The organism is Virgibacillus byunsanensis, assembly GCF_042675965.1.
In the GTDB taxonomy this organism is placed as follows: Bacteria; Bacillota; Bacilli; order Bacillales; family Amphibacillaceae; genus Virgibacillus_R; species Virgibacillus_R byunsanensis.
Window position 1 is genome coordinate 106,638 of sequence record NZ_JBHTKJ010000001.1, and the last position, 20,387, is coordinate 127,024.

Consider the following 20,387-nt stretch of genomic DNA (forward strand, 5'->3'; position numbering starts at 1 on the left):
TCCCCCTAAACTACGACATTATCTATTTTCCACCCTTATTGTATCGTTATTTGTAGGGATAATCAATAATAAAATTACCAATTTACAAAATTTACAGATAACAGCTAAATTTCTACAAAATTTTTAACTTATTTTTACACCAAAAGTGAGCGAACAGTGGAAGTGGACGTTCACTTTGGTGAACAGCCCCAAATAGCTGAGGCTGTTGTAGTTACTTATATATCCGCATGTTTTTCTTCTAGTTCTGTAATTCGGGCACGTAGCTCATTAATGTCTTCTTTTGTTGCTAGACCTAAATCCTTTGCCGTCTTCTGTGTCTGTTCGTATTGTTTCGCGCTCCATTCATCTGTCTTCAATTGGCCTTTTTCCATAAAACTGCGCATTACTGATCTGGCCTGGTCTTGTGTTAGCTCATTTTCTTCTACTAATTCTTTCAGCTTTTTATCCAATCTTTCTTTTCCACTTACTGCTGCACCTAATCCTAATAAAAAGCCTTTTCGTAAAATATCACTCATAAAAAACACCCCTATCTTAAAAATTTGATCATTCGATAATGCTTCATTAACACAATCAATAGTAGGAAGGAAATCACTGCTAGCAGACTGACGCCAACTATTACATTGATGTCTATAGCCATAATCTTAACAGTCATCATAAATCCTGAACCGATTAGTAACATCGTAAACATAATCCCTTCAAGCAGTATATAAAAGTGATGCATCGTTCTGGACTGGTGCTTTTCTTTCTGCCATTGTCTATCCTTTTCCCCTCTTTCTAACCAATTTAACATGGCTCGCGGGTAAGATAAAACTGGTTTTAATGTATCTTTTGCCATTTCACTATAAATAGAGTCAGTGATTCCCTTACCACCAAGCCATTGCTTAACAGTTGGTTTTGCCCACTTTCCAATATCAATTTCTGGATATAAATGAATTAGAACACCAAGAATAATAGACATGGCTCGACCTAGATATGCATAATCAGCTGATAACTGAATCGGTTGATCCTTTATGAAGATACGGATATCTTCTTTTAACTGATCCATTGTTTCTGCATCCATCTGTTGAAATGATCCATTTTCATACATATCGACCGTCTGTTTAATCATTTTTTCTACTTTTTTCTTATTTGCACCCGGTAAAAGAAAATTCATTTCATCTAACGTTTCCATTATCTTGTCATAATCATCCATAATTAATCCTTGAATGACTCTTTTAAAATAATGTGTATCCTGTCTTCTGACATCACCTACCATTCCGAAATCAATAATGGAAATTAAACCACTCTTCTGTACTAGTATATTCCCTGCATGTGGATCTGCATGAAACAAACCGTCATTTAAAAATTGATCTAAGTAAAAATCAAATAAAGTTTTCGCCGTTTGCTTTACATTTATATGGTGTTTGTTCATATAGTGAAGGTCGGTTATTTTAGCTCCCTCAACCCACTCCATTACCATAACTTTTTTTGTACATAAACGTTTAAAATAGAAAGGAACATGAATGCGTTCATTATCCTTATAACGATCCCTGAAATAGATTCCATATTCTAATTCTTTCTTAAAATTAAGTTCTTTGTCCATAACGTAAACTAGTTCGCGGTACAATGCATGCAAGTCAGCAATTTTTCCAAATGATGTAAACACTGAAATGATCCAAAAAACGATCTTTAATGCCCGAAAATCCATATGAAAGATATCCTGTATCCGGTAGCGTTGAATCTTAATTGCGACATCGGATCCATCTTTTAATGTGGCCCGGTACACTTCGCCAATGGATGCGGAAGCAACAGGACTGTCCCCTATTTCTGAAACTTTATCTGTTAATTCACTATTCCATTCTTCTTCTAGTAGTGACTTCGCATATGGAAAGGGTGATGGCGGTACACGATCTACTAAACCTGAAAGTTCTCTAATAAATACTTCTGGCATGAAATCGTTTCGCGTACTTAAAAATTGTCCTACCTTTATAAGAACTCCACCTAGCATAATTGCTTTATCTCTGTATTCTTTCGCCTGTTTGATTAACAATGATTCCCACTTCAGTCTGGTTCGTTCATCCCAAACAGAATGCCTAAAATGAAAGATATATATTTGTGTAATAAACTTTATAGTCATCCATACTATTACTGTACAACGATATATAAAACTGTATTTAAATTTTCTTTCCAAGCCAAACACCTCACCTACTAACCAATACCCAACATACGTCATTTCGAAAACATTATAGATAAGCTTGGTCAATCCTTTTATTATATGTGAAATATATTTGGATATATGTATATATTTATTATAATAGAAGCAACTTATTAATCTTAGGAGAGAGTTAGCATGAAAAATTCATATAACATAACAGATCACCTGCGTTTTATTATCCCCTCACTAATTGGTATTTTCTTATTCATGACTCCAGTTAGTAGTGATAATGGTTTAACCATCCCCATTGCCCTTATGGCTAATTGGGTACAGGATAAACTTGCCAATCAATTATCTGCCATTATGATGACAATCATTGTCATAACAGCAATCATAACTGTACTAGCAAAACTATTAGGTCGTGACAGTTTTAATAAAACTCCTTTTTGGTATCAGCTTTTTCATGTGAGCAACTTTTGGGCTGCAACTCGGGTTGTGGCAGCCATTTTTGCCATCATGGTTTATTTCGAATTAGGTCCAGAAGCAGTGCATGGGCCTGACACCGGACAGTTTCTATTAGGGGATTTATTGCACATATTATTTGCAGTCTTTTTATTTGCCGGGTTGTTTTTGCCATTATTAATGAACTTCGGATTACTGGAGTTGTTTGGAACATTAATGACAAAAATTATGAGACCACTGTTTAAGCTTCCCGGCCGTTCATCCATTGATTCATTAGCATCCTGGATCGGTGATGGAACAATCGGGGTACTGTTAACAAGTAAACAATATGAAGGTGGTTACTACACGAAAAGAGAAGCAGCAGTTATAGGTACAACATTCTCTGTAGTCTCCATTACATTTACACTGGTCGTTATTCAGGAAATGGAGCTAGGACATATGTTCATTCCATTTTACTTAACAGTCCTTACAGCTGGGTTTGTTGCTGCATTAGTTATGCCAAGAATTCCGCCTCTATCACGAAAGTCAGATACGTATATAAAAGAAACCTCAGAAGGAATTAATGAAAAGATTCCTGAGGGTTATAACACGTTTACATTCGGATACAAAAATGCGATAGATCGTAGTAGAAACGAAACAAGTGTATACAACTTTTTCAAACAAGGTGGACAAAACATTTTAGATATGTGGATGGGCGTGGCACCAGTTGTCATGGCTTTCGGGTTAATTGCATTAATTCTCGCAGAAAACACTCCTTTATTTACATGGCTTGGATTGCCTTTTGTACCGTTACTAGAAGTCATGCAAGTACCACATGCAGCTGCCGCTTCTGAAACGATATTAGTTGGATTTGCTGATATGTTCTTACCAGCAATCATCGGTTCAAGTATCGAATCTGAAATAACCAGGTTTATTATTGCCGCATTGTCGGTTACCCAGTTAATTTACATGTCGGAAGTCGGGGGACTGTTATTAGGTTCCAAAGTCCCTGTTTCTTTCAAAGATTTAATCCTTATTTTCTTATTGCGTACATTAATTACATTACCTATTATTGTTTTCATTGCGCATATGATATTTTAATCTTGGACGTGGCTAATTTTATCGTTAAGCATACACTTTCCTAGTTATATTATTTTTACTCCTAAACTCAAAAACAGGCGGAATAGTCACCGCCTGTTTTTTTATAGATCTTTTTCCACTGCTATCAATGATTCATGCAGGATCGTAATCATTTCATCCATTTCCTGTTTGTTAATGATAAATGGTGGTGCAAAGGCTAGTGTATCTTGCCCGTCATATAAGACAGCCCTGCAGATAAGTCCTCTTTTCAATGCTTCATTAACAACCTTTGGTGCAAGCTGTTCTTCAGTTTTACTTTGCAATCCAATTGCTCCGAGTAGACCTAATCCGCGGACATTACAAACCAAATCATGTTCTTTTTCCAGCCAGTTGAAGCCTTGAAGCATTTGATCTCCCATTACGCGTACATTTTCAATTAAGTTTTCTCTCTCAATTATTTCAATGTTTTTCATTGCAACTGCGCAACACATTGGATGACCACTATACGTATAGCCGTGCATAAATATCCCATCAGATAGATCAATTAACTCTTGATGAATATCCTCGGAGATTACCATACCTCCAAGGGGAGCATACCCACTTGATACACCTTTGGCTATACACATGATGTCTGGTACAACGTCGTAATGATCCATACCAAACGTTTTTCCAGTCCTACCAAATCCTGTTATGACTTCATCCGCTATGAAAAGAATATCATTTTCATCGCAAATACGACGAACTTCCTGGAAATACCCAACTGGTGCTACGTTTACTCCACCTGAGCCTTGAATCGGTTCTGAAATAAATGCTGCAATTGTGTCAGCGCCTTGCTCTTCTATCAACTGCCGTAATGATTCTACCGTACTTTCTACATAATGGAAGTCTTGTGCCAGAGAAGTGGTAAAATCACGAAATGGCTGAAGACCTGTTGCACTTGTTGCTCCCATTGCGAGACCATGATAGGATTTTTTCCGAGAAACAATCTTCTTTTTTTCAGGTTGCCCTTTTAATTTCCAATAATGGCGCACTGTTTTAAATGCTGTATCATTTGCTTCCGAACCACCTGAGGTGAAAAAAGTTGTATTCAAATTACCAGGCGTCATCTCTGCAATTTTCGCTGCTAGACGAATCACAGGTTCGTGACTCCAGGCAGAAAACGCCGAACTAAAGGCAAGTGTCCCCATCTGTTGCATTGCTACTTCTCCAAGCTCTTTTCTTCCATGTCCAATATTTACATTCCAAAGTGATGATAAACTGTCCATCAGCTTTCTGCCTTGTATATCTTTTAAATAGATGCCCTCTCCTTCTGTGAAAATAAATGCTGGCCCTTCTTCTTGTTGTTGTTTTAAAGATGACGTTGGATGCAGAAAGTGTTTCTTATCCAGTCTTTTTAACTCCTCATGTTTTTGTTGTTCATTTTTAAATATTGCCGTTTCCATACGGATCTCCCCCTTAAATTATATTTTTCCTCAGGTTAAACTGAATCACTTTCGGTTCAGTCATTTCCTGAATGGCAAATTTGATTCCTTCACGTCCAATTCCAGATCCTTTAACACCACCAAACGGCATACCATCGATTCGGTAGTCACTACTATCGTTGATCATTAGGCCACCAACTTCCAAACGTCTCGCTGCTTCAAACGCATGCTCCACATTGTTTGTGAAAATACCTGCTTGTAATCCGTACTCAACATTATTCGCTCGCTCAATTCCTTCGTTTAGATTCTTGATTTGATACAACAAAACAACTGGTCCAAAAATTTCTTCCTGCGCAATTTGACAGTTTGGGGGAACATTCACTAAAACGGTAGGTGAATAAAAAGCTCCGTCCCTAGTTCCACCTGTTAATATGGTCGCTCCTTTTTTTACAGCTTCCATTACCCATTCCTCAACTCTTTTTGCTTCCTTCACACTGATTAATGGTCCCATATCTGTTGATGGAATCCGTTTATCACCCACTTTATATTGCTTTGTTTTATCCACAAAAGACCTTTGAAAGGTTTCGAAGACGGATTCTTCGATATAGATCCGTTGAACACCGATACAATTTTGTCCTGCAGCTGAGAAGGCACCAGATACACACGCACTAGCCGCTTCGTCCAAACAAGCATCACGCAAAACAATGGCAGGGGAATTGGATCCGAGCTCCATGTTTATCTTTTTCAAGCCAGCCTGATGAGCTATTTTTTCTCCTGTTGGCAGTCCTCCCGTAAAGGAAACCATTCGGACAGCTGGATGTGTCACTAACACTTCTCCGATCTCACTTCCGCTTCCTGTAATGATAGATAATACTTTTTCCGGTAGACCAGCAGCAACAAAGGCTTCTGCTAAAAGAATGGCACTTATCGGTGTTAACGAGGAAGGCTTCACAACAATCGCATTCCCTGAAGCGATCGCAGGGCCAATCTTATGGGCAACCAAATTTAATGGGTCATTAAATGGCGTGATCGCACCAATTACTCCGATCGGAAACCGGTAGTAGTATCCGATTCGATTCTCATGACCTGGCATTTGATCAAATGGTATCGTTTCACCGTTAATCCGTCTTGCTTCCTCAGCAGAAATCCGAAGTGTTTGTATACATCTTGATACCTCGCTTGTTGCCTCATTAATCGTTTTGCTACCTTCTCTTGCAATCATGGTTGCATACTTTTCTTTATGGGAATTCACATAATCTGCGGCTGTATTTAATATGCGGATTCTTTCATGAACAGGCATGTTAGCCGCAATGATCGTGCCTTCTTTCGCTTCTTCAATTGCAAAAAGCATATCTTCTGCTGTTGCACGCGGTACCGTGCTAATTACTGTTTGGTCTTGGGGGTCGAGTACGTCAATTATGTCTTCTCTATCCTCCCAGTTCCCGCCGATTAACATCTTTTTACCTAGCACTTTTGTTTTCATACATTTTCACACCTTTCTTTAGCACACTGTTTTACTCCTTTACGTAAATTTCTTGCTTTCGTCTCAGCTGATTTAAAGCATATACTGCAATTGCTGTATCCTGTGCTCCTGTTCCCGTTAAATCCGCTACCGTTATTTCAGAACTATCTGTTCTTCCGGTTTTTTTTCCAGAGGTAAGCTCGCCGAGTTCGATTACATCCGTCTCTTTGGAAAATAGACCTTCTTCAACAGCTGATCGTAATTCGCCGAGTCGTAAACACTGTGTTTTCACATCACTTACGTATATATCTGCTCTTTTCAAAATGGAAGCTTCAAGCTCTTGTTTGTGTTCTGCATCTGATCCCATTGCCGTTATGTGAACACCTGGGTGAAGCCACGCTTCTTGAATGACTGGACTTGTTGCTGGTGTTGTCGTAATAACTACCTCACTTAGTGCTACCACGTGCTCTGGGTTTGTTGCTATATGCACGTTTACATCAAGATCACGTTCCATTTCCTGTTTAAAGGCAATAACTCTAGATTCTGTAGGACCATAAACGATAACTTCTTTAAAATCCCTGACTTTATGAAGTGCTTTAATTTGATACCTTGCTTGTGCTCCCGCTCCAATGACCCCAGCAGTATAGATCGTATCATTTGCCAAATACTTTGCAGCTACAGCTCCGGCTGCTGCTGTTCGTATATCTGTTAAATAACCATTATCAAGAAGCAGTGCTTTTGGCTCTCCTGTGACGGAACTTATTAGCATCATCAACCCATTGGCACTCGGTAATCCCAGCTTGAAATTATCAAAAAAACCAGAAGATACCTTTAATGCAAAAAGCTCCGAACCAGGAATATAAGCTGTTTTAACATCAACTTCCCCGTTATATTCAGGTATATCAACTCGCATAATTGGTGGCATTACAACTGATTTCGTAGCCAAATCCGTAAATGCTTTTTCTACTACTGTGATCGTCTCATCGTTAATACCAACAAGCTCTTTTATTTCCGCTTGGTTGAAAATCAACAAGTGAATCTCCCCCCCTTTCGTTTTCTTAACTGATTACCGTTTCAAAATCTATATCCCCTTTTACGATCAACTCTCTTGAGAAGTTTGTTAGTATTTCACACCCTGAATTTGTAACACGGAAGGATTCACTAATTTCGATTCCATATTGATCAAACCATAAGCCCGGAATAAGATGAAACGTCATGTTCGGCTGTAAGATGGTCTTATCACCTTTTCGGATACTTGCTGTGTGCTCTCCCCAATCGGGTGGATAACTTAGTCCCATGGAATAACCTAAACGGGCTTCTTTTTCGATTCCATGTTTGGAAATTACGTTTCGCCAAGCTGCTTCTATTTCTTCACACGTTACACCAGGTTTTACAATATCTAGTGCTGTGTTTAGTCCTTCGACCACAACTTTCGATATTTCCTTCACTTCATTAGTGGGATTACCTAATGAAACTGTACGTGCTAACGGAGCATGATACCGTTTATAACAACCAGCAATTTCGATAATGACCAATTCTCCAGTTTTAAACGTTTGGTCCGTCCACGTTAAATGCGGTGCCGATGTTCTTTCTCCAGTAGGCAGGAGTGGAACAATTGCTGGATAATCACCACCAAAATCTTTGGTACCCGTTATCAAGTCATAATAGATCGCTGCGATAGCATCACATTGTCTTGCACCAACATGAATAGCATTCGTCGCTGTAAGCATCGCCTTATCTACAATCGCTGCAGCTTTTTTCATATTCTCGATTTCAGCATCTGATTTGATAATACGGATATAATTTACTAATAAACTAGCATCCTTAAAATGTGCATTTGGAAGTCTAGTCTTTAGCTTTTCATAGGACCTTGCTGTGAAATAATACGCTTCCATTTCCACACCAAATTTTCGATTACCTTGCCCAATTTGTGCCAAAAAATCTGCCATAAATTCCATTGGGTGCTTTGTGTCTGACTGTACATAGTCATCTGGATAAGCAATAATATTGTTTTGATCCAACCAAGTAGTTGCCCTCGCTCCATTGGCATCCTGATACCTTCCTATCCAAAGTGGCTGATCCTCGTCAATAATGATTACTACCATTTGATCAACATAAAAACTCCACCCGTCATACCCTGACAAATAATTCATATTGGATGGATTGGTCACAAGTAATACCTCTATCCCCTCTTTTGCCATACTCTCTTTTGTTTTAGCTACACGCTCCTGATACTCTTGATATTCATAATGACTAAACAACAACGTTCTACACCTTCCTTCTCTAATAGGGGAACACCCCACATGAATTACCTTTCTATATGTTTATTATAATATTTTGTTTATTCTTAAAACAATTGCTATTATGTATGAACTTTTTAATGGATTGTTTATACAATTTGTATAGAAGTGATGATTTTTATGCCTGAATGAAGAATTTTGGAGATGGATAAGTGTGGTTTGATTCGGGGTGCGGTTTTAGAAAACTTGGCTTATCGCCAAGCCTTAATGGCGGAAGCCTTAGTTGCACTTATGCAGATGAGAAAGTTTTATACTCTCTTATCTGCTTAAAAAAATAGGCTGTTTGCACGCAATGTTGGGTTTTCATCTTTATAGTTGAAATAAATACGACGTAACTTGAAAACACGATCTGTGCTCTGCCACTTTCCGCGCGCTCGCGCTGAGCCTCCTCGCTCGCAAAGACCGCTCCCTGTGGGGTCTGTGGCGTCTTCCGGCAGAAATCACGTCGTTGCTGCTACGTCGTATCTACTCTCTCCAAAGCAACAAACTTTACGAAAAGCCAAAAAAAAATAGCAGGAGGTTTACATCCCTGCTGCTTTCCAATGCTGCTAATCCTTGATCACACCTGTTAACCATAATTTAATACTGAAGTTGAGTAAAAAAACATCGTCTGGATTAACCAATGAAAGATTGGTAAGTGTTTCGATTTTTCGTAAACGGTAAAGTAGTGATTGACGATGTAGATTTAGAATTCTGGCGGCACGGCTTACATTCCCGTTTTGGTTAACATAGACAATAAATGTGTCTACTAACTCTGCTTCGCGCTTTTGATCGTATTCTACCAGTGGAGAAATAGTTGAATGCATGATTTCCTGTATCTCTTCATTATGAGCAAGGTTTACTAGCAAGCGATTTAACTGAGTATCTTCAAAATTAACCCGTTGCCCCAACCCTTTTTGCTGACGTCCCATATCGAGGGCTGACTTTGCTTTTTTATAACTTTCATGAAACTTCATAACACCGTTTGTATGTTTTCCAATTCCCCATGAAAAAATAATTCCAGGAATAAGCGCGTTTAACCGTTTTTCTACTAAATCCAAAAAGTAATTAATAGAACTATTAACTGTGTCGTTGTCTGCTTCCAGAAAAATAATAAGGTGATCACCATCGTAGGTAAACGCAACCTGAAGTTTTACCACATTGGCTACATAACGAACTTCCTCTTCGATATAATAAACGAGACTTCTCAATCCATATTGTTTATCATCGTATCGATCTTCTGAGAGTGCATCCATATTTTCAGAAAACCCGATAATACACGTGTAGGGTAGGTGTAAATTATAGCCGATTAATTTTGCTCGTGAATGAATATTTTCATTGAGGTAGCCTGGTGTCTTTGCAAGATTCCAAATAAATTCATTCCGGAGTCGTGTTTCTGTTTTTACAATGGCATCTTCTCGGGAGATCCAAAGCGCCGCTGCTGCTGACAAATACTCCAGAATGTGCAGGACATTCCCCGTAATCCGGACACTCTCTGGAAACAAAATAATAAAGCTTCCTTGACTCATCCCACCAGCTGAAATATCTTTTTTCAATATATTTTTTCCATCATATTGTGTAGTTTCGATGTGTTGAGGTACTAATTCATCTATCATAATGTCTTCGTTTTGTCTGGCCTTTTCCCAAAGTGCAATCATTTCCTCGGGATCGGTTCCACCTGCTTTTACTCTTCCTTTATCATCTGTAAAAACAATCGACCAGCCTATCTCCCTTTCGACAAATTTCACAATATCAGAAAGATCATCCCCTTGGATGACAAAATCTATCAATTTTTTCTGCACCATTCTGGATCGCTCTGAAACATCTTCTTGCCATTCGTTAATCTTATTCATTGTTTCACGCTGGATATCAGCAAAACGAATTTCCCAAGGCAGATCAATGAGAATGAAATTGTGTGCCTCAGCAAATGTGAGAACCTCATTTGGAAATTCAAACACATAGCGCCCTGTTGCAATTGCTAAGGCTGATGCTCCGGATTCGTATACATCTCGAACAAATTGTAGTAGCCGATGAGGATTATTCACACAGTCCATTCCCATTGTTAGAACGAATTCATTCTTTCGCACAAAATTTTCAACAGAACCTTCAATTGCTGAAACCCATTCCACTGTATATTGGTCTAAATGGTTATTTCCCGTCTTGACTTTTGCTGTTTTCAATATGGGAAGGCCTAGAATTTCCTGGACAGTAAGAGCCATTCTTACTACCTCCTTCCTAGAACTTTAATGTTAATTCAGAGCTAACGAGGCTACTATTGCCGAGATGACTTATATAATTGTTTTTGGAAAATAGATGTAAAGGCTGTAAGGTCTATATTATTTCCAGTTATGATAGTGGCTACATGTTTTCCATGCGTTTTTAACTTGCCACTTAAGATAGCTGCGACTCCTGTGGCGGCGGCTCCTTCAACAACTAATTTATGCTGATTTAACATGAATCCCATTCCTGTTGCAATTTCTTCCTCAGTAAGTAAAATAAGATCATCCAAATACTCTTTTACAAGTGGAAAGGTATACTGATTGTTAAGACCAATTCCTCCTAGTAGACTATCAGCGAGTGTATTTTGTTCTGGTAAAATCACTGGACGATCAGCTTTCAAACTTTCAGACATAACGGCAGCGTTCTCCATCGATACACCAATCAACTGAATAGACGGATTATAGGATTTCAACGCAAGAGCGACACCTGAAAACAATCCTCCACCTGACAATGGGACGATCACAGTATCAATACGTGGCACCTCTTCTATTATCTCAAGTCCCATAGTCCCTTGCCCTGCAATAATATGAGGATCATCAAATGGTTTTATAACAGTAAGGCCTTGTTCTTTTTCTAATTGATAACACCGTTCTTCGGCATCATCCTGACTATCACCAACACGTTCTACTTCAGCACCAATCTGTTGGATTGCATTCACCTTTCCAACAGGAACCCGGTTAGATATACAAATTACCGCACGTATCCCTAATCTTTTGGCTATATATGCAACAGCGAGGCCATGGTTCCCTGTTGAAAAGGTAGTCACTCCATGACTCTTTTCCTCTTCTGTCAGGCTTACAATTTTATTGGAAGCACCTCTGACTTTAAATGAACCGATCTCATGTAAATTTTCAAGTTTTAAATAGACGGAAGCGTTGATTTTATCTGAAAGTTTTGGAGAAGCAATGAGTGGGGTGGGTTTGATCATTGTTTGCATACGTTTTTTAGCTTCCCAGACATCTTGTATCTCAATTTTTGTATGGGGATTCATAGAGCAAACCTCATTTCGTTAAGGTATTTCTTTTATTTATTTTATGGACGTTTTATCTGAATTATATATCTTTTCTGATAAAAGTTCAACGAGTCTACAAAAAAACAAACCATCACCATTGTGATGACAGTTTGTTTTTCTATACTATATATAATTTAAGGGGGGTACTATATTAGACGTTTTATTTAAATTCTTGTTTCGTTATTTCAGTAATTTTTTCCGTTTTTAGTGATGTGTTTTTGGGAACCTCGAAATCCGCTTCTTCCTCTTCCGATCCTTTTTCAACTAAATGAGGGTTATACCCTAACTGTTCTGCCATCGTTGACATAAATTGATAATAACTTTGACTCTCATTTGGCCCGGCATGAAACACACCTTTAACATCATTTTGAACCAGTTCCACTATTACTGTAGCTAAATCCTCTATACGTACAAAGGTGCGAATTAAATCATCACGGAATGCAATTGGCTTCTCTAAGCGCAAATAATACGATAATTTATCTGTACGGTCATCTAATTTACCAATTTTGTTTTCTCCATAAATTGGACCAGCCCGTAATATAGCATAATTAGATAGTTCTTTATTTATTAACCGCTCTGCCTTCACTTTTGCGTTTGCATAATTACTATACAAATGGTCGTCTGGTAATTTTGACATTGGATCATCTTCCTTATATGGTCCCTTCCCATCTGCAAAGACAAAGTCAGTTGATATATAGATTAGTTTTGTTTTCGGTGTAAGATGTGTGATCAAGTGCAATAACCCTTCGTTGATCAATTTATCTTCGTTTTGCCCACTCATCACAGACCACACTACTACATCTGGGCTTTCCCGTTTAAAAAAATCAGAGAACGATTCTGGGTTGTTAACATCTAATTTATATAGCTCATCATTTATGATCGGACCTTTTAAATACGTTCCAATAACCTCTATATCGTCCGTATCTTTTAAAAGCTGATAAACTGATGTTCCTAGATAACCACTAGCTCCAAATACGCATACTTTCATGGTTACACCCTCCCTTTTCTGTACTAATTAGGTGTTAACGTTGCCTTCTTTATTATTCTTTGACAAAAATGCATTTTTTACCATAGAAATCTTACCTTCAATGAACGGCTGCCATATACTTAAAACTGGCTTACTGGATAATACGAGCACAATTGCTGCTGATATAACAGCGAGACCTACAAAATCCAACAGATTATTTACCTGAAACAAACCAGACTCACGGAAGAATTGGATAAAAAAGCCGTGTAATAGATAAACATACAAGGTTCTCGAACCTAAACGTGTAAATACTGTTTTTGTTTGAGGGATCCAGGCTAGAATACTTATTGCCATTACAGATGACGTCATATAAACCAGAAACCTTGCAAGTCCCCCAAACTCGGTCATACCCAATTGACCATATGACTTAGATGCTAGTAACCAGCCTGAGTTAAAGTCGGGTGCAATATAGATTGCCCCTGCGACAACTACCATGACTAAAATAGATCCTATCTTAACACTTTTTCTCTTCAGTAATAGTACATGTTCCTTTGTCAGCCAATACCCAACTAGGAAAAATGGGAAAAAGACAAATGTTCTTGATAAACTGAACGTATGCCCGATATCGCCAAAATAACCAACAACCACCCCTATTCCAATAGCAATTACTAAACTGAGTACAGCAGGTATTTTCTTAAACCAATATAATAGAACATGCCAGCAAAATAAACTAAACAAAAACCACAATGACCAATGCGGATAAAATAGTCCTGTTTGCCAATTGGCTTTACCAATATAAAAGTAAAATACCGTATATAGAATTTGAAAAATAAGATATGGTAACAATAATTTTTTAGCTAAATTACTGATATACTTTACATTCCCTAATCCTTTCGCAAAAAAACCAGCTAAAAATATAAATGCAGGCATATGGAATGTATACATCCACATATAAAGTGTATTTATTTCTCTTGATTCACTAACAAATGGCTGGATCAAATGACCAAACACAACCAAAAATATAAGAATTACTTTTGCATTATCAAAAAAGGCATTTCTCTCCATCTTCCTCATCCTTTTACTCCTGATGTTAAACGAGTATAGTAAGTACATACCCGCTTTACAATAGGTATTCGCATGATTACGGACGATTTATTGGAGTTGTTATTGGAGTGTAAATGAAATGAAAAATTGATATTAAACTGTAATGTGGTGGGTTGATGCGAGTTCGGGCGCGCGACTTTGGGTGGCCGGTGCGCGACTTTGGGTGGCCGGTGCGCGACTTTGGGTGGCCGGTGCGCGACTTTGGCATCTCTCTAAATCGATGCAAAAGTCATAAAAATAAAGCCTCTTTGTTGGAGACTTTATTTGTTTGCGACCTTTTTCTTTTGTGTTGTCGTTTTTGTTTTCCTCTTTGTTGGTTGTTTTGGTTTTGGCTTGTCTTGTTTCGCTCGATCGAGTGATGCTTGGAGTGCATCCATCAAGTTGGTTGCCTTCTCTTCAGTCTTAGGAGCATCCTTAGCTGTAGCTACATCATCTCCATTTTTCTTCGCTTCAATTAATTCTAATAATGCATTACGGTATTCATCGGTATACTTTTCCGGCTCAAATTCTGTTGTGAGTTGTTCGATTAACATTTTGGCAGTTTCTATTTCTTTTTCTCCTGAATCAATTTCTTCTGGCACGTTTGGAACGTCTTGAACACTTCGTACTTCATCCGGAAAGTGGATGGTTTCAACGATTAACGTGTTTTGGTAAATACGGATTACCGCAAGTTGCTCCTTGGATCTGATTATCATTTTCGCTATTCCAATCTTTCCTGTTTCTTTTAGCGCTGAACGCAATAAGCTATACGCCTTACCACCACCCTCACTCGGTGACAGATAGTAACTTTTTTCAAAATAAATGGGATCTATTTCTTCTAGTTTGACGAAATCGACTATTTCAACAGCTTTATCTGATTGTTCTTTTTTTAATGTCTCTAAATCTTCATCATCGAGCATTACAAATTTATTTTTTGCATATTCATATGCTTTTACAATTTCATCATTTTCTATTTCACGATCACAAATAGGACATACACGTTCATATTTAATCGGAGACTGGCACTCTTTGTGTAGTTGCCTTAGTTTAACATCTTTATTCTCCGTTGCGGCATGCATTTTTACAGGTATATTTACGAGTCCAAAACTAATTGTACCTTTCCACATCGTGTGCATGAGCATAACCTCCTTTCCTCATAGTGTGTGAGCAAAGGGTGTTTTTATCCGAATTATTTCTATAGGAATGTATATAATTCTCTTCTCCTCATTATTTTCGGATTGCGCCTACTCCTAATAATAAAAGGGGCAAGAAAAGACCAAAAGTTAATGAATAGGGTGTCCAAATCTTTTCAATAAAATGATGAAAATAAGTAATATCTGGGCTATTGATCAGAGATAGGACGATTAAGTTCATTCCTAGTGGGAAAATCAGTGGGCGATAGCTTTTTAAATTTAATGTTTGAGAAAGTCCTAGTGTTGTTACATAAAAACAAATTGAAAGTTTAAAATAGATGGTAAGAAACCAGATGATTGCAACAATAACTTCAAGCCGTTCGAGAATGGTAGCAATACTTATTTTTTTGCCTAAAATATAGCTAGGGTATGTATTTCGGGCTGTAAAATCATTACCAAGTACAACAAGGCTCATGATTGTAATTACAATTAAAAACCCTCCACCAATTAACGTTCCAATCAAGAAAGCTTTTCCGGTTTTTTGGGATTTATTGACATAGGGGATAATCATTAAAAATACAATAAGTTCAAGGAAGGGAAGACCAAGGAAAGGGAACGTCGCCCTTAATACCGGTTTGAGTCCATTCTCCATTACGGGTTGTATTTTTTGAATGTCAATTTCGGGAGATAAGAGTACTATAAGCATAATAAATAAACCAACTATCCACGGGAAAAAAATCTCCGCTGAGCGTGTTACTGGTTCCAGGCCAAGACGTGTTCCTAACATGACAACAAAAAGAAACAGTATAAGTATAGACTCAATTGGTGTTTCCGGCATAATTTGGGTAGTCACAAAGTCCCCTATTTCCCTTAAAAGAAAACTTGCAAGAATAAAAAAGTAACTCAAAAATAAAAGGGAAACACCCTTCCCTAACCATTTGCCAAGAATAACTTCGCTGTATTGAACCAAAGTTTTATCGGGAAATTGTTGTTGCAAATTATTGTACAACATTACCAAAAGTAAACCAATTGCAACACCCAGAATACTAGCAATCCATGCATCTTGTTTCGCCGCTTCTGCAAGACCAGATGGTGCAACTAAAACAGAACTGCCAACAGTAAACAGTATAACTAAACAAGTAAACTGCCTTATGTTTATTTTTCCGTTTTCCAACATACTATTTTTCACTCTTTCCTTTTATTTAAATAAATTTGAGATAAGGTCACTAAGCGGTTTGTACATGAATTGAATAGCATCCACTGGATTTGGGATTTTCACTCCCATGGTTAAGGCAATACTTACTCCTACCCCTAGGAGCAGTATTGTAAAAAATACTATTATGTCTTTTTTTATCCCGTCTTTTAAAAGTGATGGAACCTCCATTAAAATAATTACTATTGTTATTACGAGTATTCCAATTATTCCTACCATGATATTCTACTCTTCCTTCTCATCTTGAAAAGATTCTTTAGTTGTTCCAATACGCCGAATTTCATACTTCACTTTTACACTAACCTCTACATTAGAAAATTCCTGATCCCAGTTTTCTTTTAGATCTTTCCAAGCTTTAGAATTGGATCTGTGTATCGCTTCTCCAAAACCAAAAATATCACTCTGAAAGTCTTCCTGAACTTTTTTAATACTATTATTTATAAGCTTTTTTGTCTTATCCGAAAATTGTTGTTCTAACTCCTTAATGATTTCTGGTTTTGTTATATCTTTTCCACATTGTACTTCACCTATATTTGCTTCTGCATTAATTTGAATATCTATTTTTGGAAGCCCATTTTCAACTTTCCCTTTAACGTCGGATGTTGTTTTAATCACCTCGATCGCAATTGTTCCTTCTTCACAGGCAACATAATCAACCGTACTTTTCACATTCCCTTTAATGAAGTTATATCCTTTGCTTTCTTCCTGACTAAGCCAACCAACCAGTTTGTCCTTCTTAAACACTGACAATCCCATTAAATTCAAACTCGCTGGAGGGTCAACTTTTTCCACGTTTCCTATGTCCATACCAATTTGAGAATCGCCTATCATTTCAACACCCGACAAAACCGGGTTTGAACCAGGGCTAGTTAAGTTTGTTATCAACTCATCTAATGTAACTGCTTTTGTCGTTGCCCACGTTTCTTCAGATGCTTGTAATGACCCATAAATTTTATTTGCAGGTATTTTTTCAATTGGTGTTAATACATTTAACACTTCTGTGGACTCTATATCTTTTGCGACTAAAATAAAGAAATCGGTTCTAAACTCATGATCCCTTGAAATAAGATCCAATGACTTTCCTATTCCTTCTTTGGCTAGCTCCTCACCAAATATGATGATCCTCACATGAGCAACATAAATTTTTCTTGGAATCTCGGTCGTTAATTTTCTTAATGCTTCAAATAACGTTTTTCCTGTTGTCCGATATGTTACTACTTCGCTTCTGGTAGTTACGGCTTTACCGGCTATTTCCCCAGGATTTAATATTTGGACTGTTACAAGATAGTCCTCTTCTCTTTTGTCAATTCCAATCGCTGTTGCAATTGCCATTTCATCTAACTCGGTTCTGCTCCAACATCCGCTCAAAATGATTATCAATACGATCAGCGTAATAATAGGAATAAGCTTTTGTCTCATATGATACTCCTTTACTTACTTCGTTTTGGTTTAGGTGTTGGAGGTGTTTTTTCCCGTCTTCTGTTCTTCTGGCTGATTAAACGCGGACGTGAAGTCATCCCCCACATAGGTACTCGGAAAATCGTGTCTTTTTGGTCAGCTGCAATAAAAGGTGCCAACGGTGACAAGTACGGAACACCGAAAGAACGCAGGCTTGATAAATGAAGAACCATTATAATTAATCCCAAAATTATGCCAAATAGTCCAAAGCTAGCAGCCAAAGCCATTAACACAAAACGTAACATTCGAAAGGCGATGGCTAAATTATAGGAAGGCATAACAAAACTAGAAATAGCAGTAAGAGATACAATGATTACCATTGCTGCAGAAACTATACCAGCTTCTACTGCAGCTTGTCCTAGCACTAATGCACCGACGATTGAAATGGCGGAACCAATTGCTTTAGGCATTCTTACCCCTGCCTCACGCAAGATTTCAAAAGTAATTTCCATCATTAAGGCTTCCACAAATGCTGGAAACGGTACACCCTCACGCTGTTCTCCAAGACTAATCAATAATTCTGTTGGCAACATTTCCTGATGAAACGTTGTCACTGCAATAAAGGCTGAAGGTGTAACCAAAGAAAGGAAGAATGCTAGGTACCGAATAAATCGTATTAATGTTCCGATTTCCGAACGTTGATAATAGTCTTCACTTGATTGGAAAAACTGGATAAACAATGCTGGTAGCGTAAGAACAAACGGCGTACCGTCTACAAGAATAGCGATTCGCCCTTCTAAAATGTTAGCTGAAACTACATCTGGACGTTCAGAATTATAAACAGTAGGAAAAGGTGTGAAAGTCTCATCTTGAATCAGTTCTTCAATATAGCCGCTTTCCAATATCGCATCAACGTCAATTCGATCTAGACGTTTACGTACTTCCTTGACAACTTTGTCATTTGCAACTCCCTTAATAAACATAACTGCTACGTCCGTTTTCGTCCTTCGTCCAATTTTTTTTGTTTCAACTCGAAGATTGGTGTCTTTTATTCTTCGGCGAACGAGCGCAATATTTGTTTCCAATGTTTCCGAAAAAGAATCCTTTGGACCTCTGATTACATCTTGTGAAGTAGGTTCTGTTACACCACGGTCTTTCCAACCTCTTGTTCCAGCTGATAAGCCTTGAGACTGCCCGTCAAGTAAAATAATCGTGTCTCCTGATAGAAGGTGATTAAATAAGGCTTCAAAATCAAAAATATCGTTTATTTCTCCTACGGTTAAAAGAGATGCTTTAAACGTCGTTATCGTATTTTGCTTATCATCATTCTGCTTCATATTAGTAGTATCAATCATTAAGGATTCCAGAATATAATCCTGAATTGCTGTTTTCTCTACTAATCCACTAACATAGATAATACCTGCTTTAATTTCCTTTGTATCGCCAACCTGAACTTCCCGTATGACAACATCGCTACTATCACCTATTACTTTTTTAATATTAGCGATATTATTCGTAAGTTCTGGCTTTAACACACTAGCTACTTCAACCCCGTTTTTATCACTATTGGCTGTAGATTTATTTCGTTCAAACCTTTTTCTTAACCTCCGTTTATACATCAAATAAAACCCCTTTATGGTATGCTAACTAACCACTAGTTGTGGGTCGACAAATTATGTACTACATTCAATTACCAATAAATTATAAATTAGATAGTAGAGTTCATGTTTTTACTGCCTGAGTCTATAATTGCATTCTCGACAATGTCTCCATTCGGGATTCTATTTCCTCCAATTGAAAGTGACTTGTTGAAATGTAATGGTACATGTCTTGTAAATAGGAAAAGTAGACCAAGCTGCATGATGAGACTGGATATGATTTCAATAAATACATAAGCTGATATCAACTGCTGTTTTCAACAGTTATTATGTACCAATCTATTAAAAGTATGGGCAAACCAGAAGTTAAACTTACGCTTCTACAATCAGAAATTCAGCTACAAAAATGCCCTATCATATTACTATTTGTCAGAGAATGTAATTTATTCGAGTTATTTCCAGCAAAACTAAAGTATTTTAAGAACAAAAGCGCAAGCGCCCGTTTAGCGACGTATGGGCTGGACTTATCCGCATGAGATAAAGGAAACACGAAGAGCGGTAGCGAATCGATGTTGACTTATCGTAAGGAGGATCAGGAAGCCCACTAACAGCACGGGCGCTGGAGCTGGACGCGGCTTAAGCAGTAAATAAATTATCCACAGGCTCCTAATTTTATAATTTCCTAGACAATAAGAAAAGCGTAAGGGCCCTGAAAGACACGACCGCATAAGCAAAACGGCTGGAGAAAGGTGTTTTTTCCTTTCGCAAGACGGATTGCTTATGTCGCGAGTGGCTGGGCGCTGGAGCTAGACATGGCTCTTGCTGACAAGAAACTTTATAGTACCAAAATTTTATACTTTCCTTACCTTTTAGAAAACTTGGCATT

The 20,387-nt window shown here is 37.8% G+C and carries 16 protein-coding genes; 1 reads left to right on the forward strand and 15 read right to left on the reverse strand.

Annotation, left to right across the window (positions count from 1 at the left end; translation table 11 throughout):
• Positions 1-215: 215 nt before the first annotated feature.
• A complete protein-coding gene (locus ACFQ3N_RS00500) occupies positions 216-515 on the reverse strand; it encodes a phasin family protein (RefSeq protein WP_390358521.1) in 300 nt (99 codons plus the stop codon).
• An 11-nt stretch (positions 516-526) separates the two neighbouring features.
• Positions 527-2,179: an ABC1 kinase family protein gene (locus ACFQ3N_RS00505; RefSeq protein ID WP_390358737.1), complete on the reverse strand. Its 1,653-nt coding sequence runs from the start codon at positions 2,177-2,179 to the stop codon at positions 527-529.
• 150 nt (positions 2,180-2,329) lie between these two features.
• Here ACFQ3N_RS00505 and ACFQ3N_RS00510 point away from each other — a divergent pair, with 150 nt between their 5' ends.
• A complete protein-coding gene (locus tag ACFQ3N_RS00510) occupies positions 2,330-3,676 on the forward strand; it encodes a YjiH family protein (protein WP_390358523.1) in 1,347 nt (448 codons plus the stop codon).
• Positions 3,677-3,777: 101 nt separating this feature from the next.
• Here ACFQ3N_RS00510 and ACFQ3N_RS00515 read toward each other — a convergent pair whose 3' ends face one another.
• The 13 genes from ACFQ3N_RS00515 to ACFQ3N_RS00575 all read right to left on the reverse strand — a co-directional run bounded on the left by ACFQ3N_RS00515 (position 3,778) and on the right by ACFQ3N_RS00575 (position 19,522).
• A complete protein-coding gene (locus tag ACFQ3N_RS00515; protein ID WP_390358525.1) occupies positions 3,778-5,097 on the reverse strand; it encodes an aminotransferase family protein in 1,320 nt (439 codons plus the stop codon).
• Between the two features lie 13 nt (positions 5,098-5,110).
• Complete coding sequence (locus ACFQ3N_RS00520; protein WP_390358527.1) at positions 5,111-6,559, reverse strand: aldehyde dehydrogenase family protein; 1,449 nt, start codon at positions 6,557-6,559, stop codon at positions 5,111-5,113.
• Positions 6,560-6,590: 31 nt separating this feature from the next.
• On the reverse strand, positions 6,591-7,568 hold the full coding sequence (locus tag ACFQ3N_RS00525; protein WP_390358528.1) for a cyclodeaminase: 978 nt from the start codon (positions 7,566-7,568) through the stop codon (positions 6,591-6,593).
• Between the two features lie 28 nt (positions 7,569-7,596).
• On the reverse strand, positions 7,597-8,799 hold the full coding sequence (locus ACFQ3N_RS00530; RefSeq protein ID WP_390358530.1) for a M24 family metallopeptidase: 1,203 nt from the start codon (positions 8,797-8,799) through the stop codon (positions 7,597-7,599).
• Between the two features lie 587 nt (positions 8,800-9,386).
• A complete protein-coding gene (locus ACFQ3N_RS00535) occupies positions 9,387-11,036 on the reverse strand; it encodes a PucR family transcriptional regulator (protein ID WP_390358532.1) in 1,650 nt (549 codons plus the stop codon).
• 53 nt (positions 11,037-11,089) lie between these two features.
• The gene (eutB, locus tag ACFQ3N_RS00540; protein ID WP_390358534.1) at positions 11,090-12,088 is read right to left on the reverse strand and encodes a hydroxyectoine utilization dehydratase EutB; all 999 of its coding nucleotides are present in this window, start codon (positions 12,086-12,088) and stop codon (positions 11,090-11,092) included.
• 181 nt (positions 12,089-12,269) lie between these two features.
• Complete coding sequence (locus ACFQ3N_RS00545) at positions 12,270-13,097, reverse strand: sugar nucleotide-binding protein (protein ID WP_390358536.1); 828 nt, start codon at positions 13,095-13,097, stop codon at positions 12,270-12,272.
• 27 nt (positions 13,098-13,124) lie between these two features.
• Positions 13,125-14,141: an acyltransferase family protein gene (locus ACFQ3N_RS00550; protein WP_390358739.1), complete on the reverse strand. Its 1,017-nt coding sequence runs from the start codon at positions 14,139-14,141 to the stop codon at positions 13,125-13,127.
• A gap of 299 nt (positions 14,142-14,440) precedes the next feature.
• The gene (ku, locus tag ACFQ3N_RS00555; RefSeq protein ID WP_390358538.1) at positions 14,441-15,295 is read right to left on the reverse strand and encodes a non-homologous end joining protein Ku; all 855 of its coding nucleotides are present in this window, start codon (positions 15,293-15,295) and stop codon (positions 14,441-14,443) included.
• Between the two features lie 91 nt (positions 15,296-15,386).
• Complete coding sequence (locus tag ACFQ3N_RS00560) at positions 15,387-16,469, reverse strand: GerAB/ArcD/ProY family transporter (RefSeq protein WP_390358540.1); 1,083 nt, start codon at positions 16,467-16,469, stop codon at positions 15,387-15,389.
• 21 nt (positions 16,470-16,490) lie between these two features.
• Entirely contained in the window at positions 16,491-16,724 is a 234-nt protein-coding gene (locus ACFQ3N_RS00565; RefSeq protein ID WP_390358542.1) for a hypothetical protein, read from the reverse strand.
• A 6-nt stretch (positions 16,725-16,730) separates the two neighbouring features.
• Positions 16,731-17,924, reverse strand: a complete 1,194-nt coding sequence (locus ACFQ3N_RS00570; RefSeq protein ID WP_390358544.1) for a Ger(x)C family spore germination protein — start codon at positions 17,922-17,924, stop codon at positions 16,731-16,733.
• A gap of 11 nt (positions 17,925-17,935) precedes the next feature.
• Complete coding sequence (locus ACFQ3N_RS00575; RefSeq protein WP_390358546.1) at positions 17,936-19,522, reverse strand: spore germination protein; 1,587 nt, start codon at positions 19,520-19,522, stop codon at positions 17,936-17,938.
• Positions 19,523-20,387 lie beyond the last annotated feature (865 nt).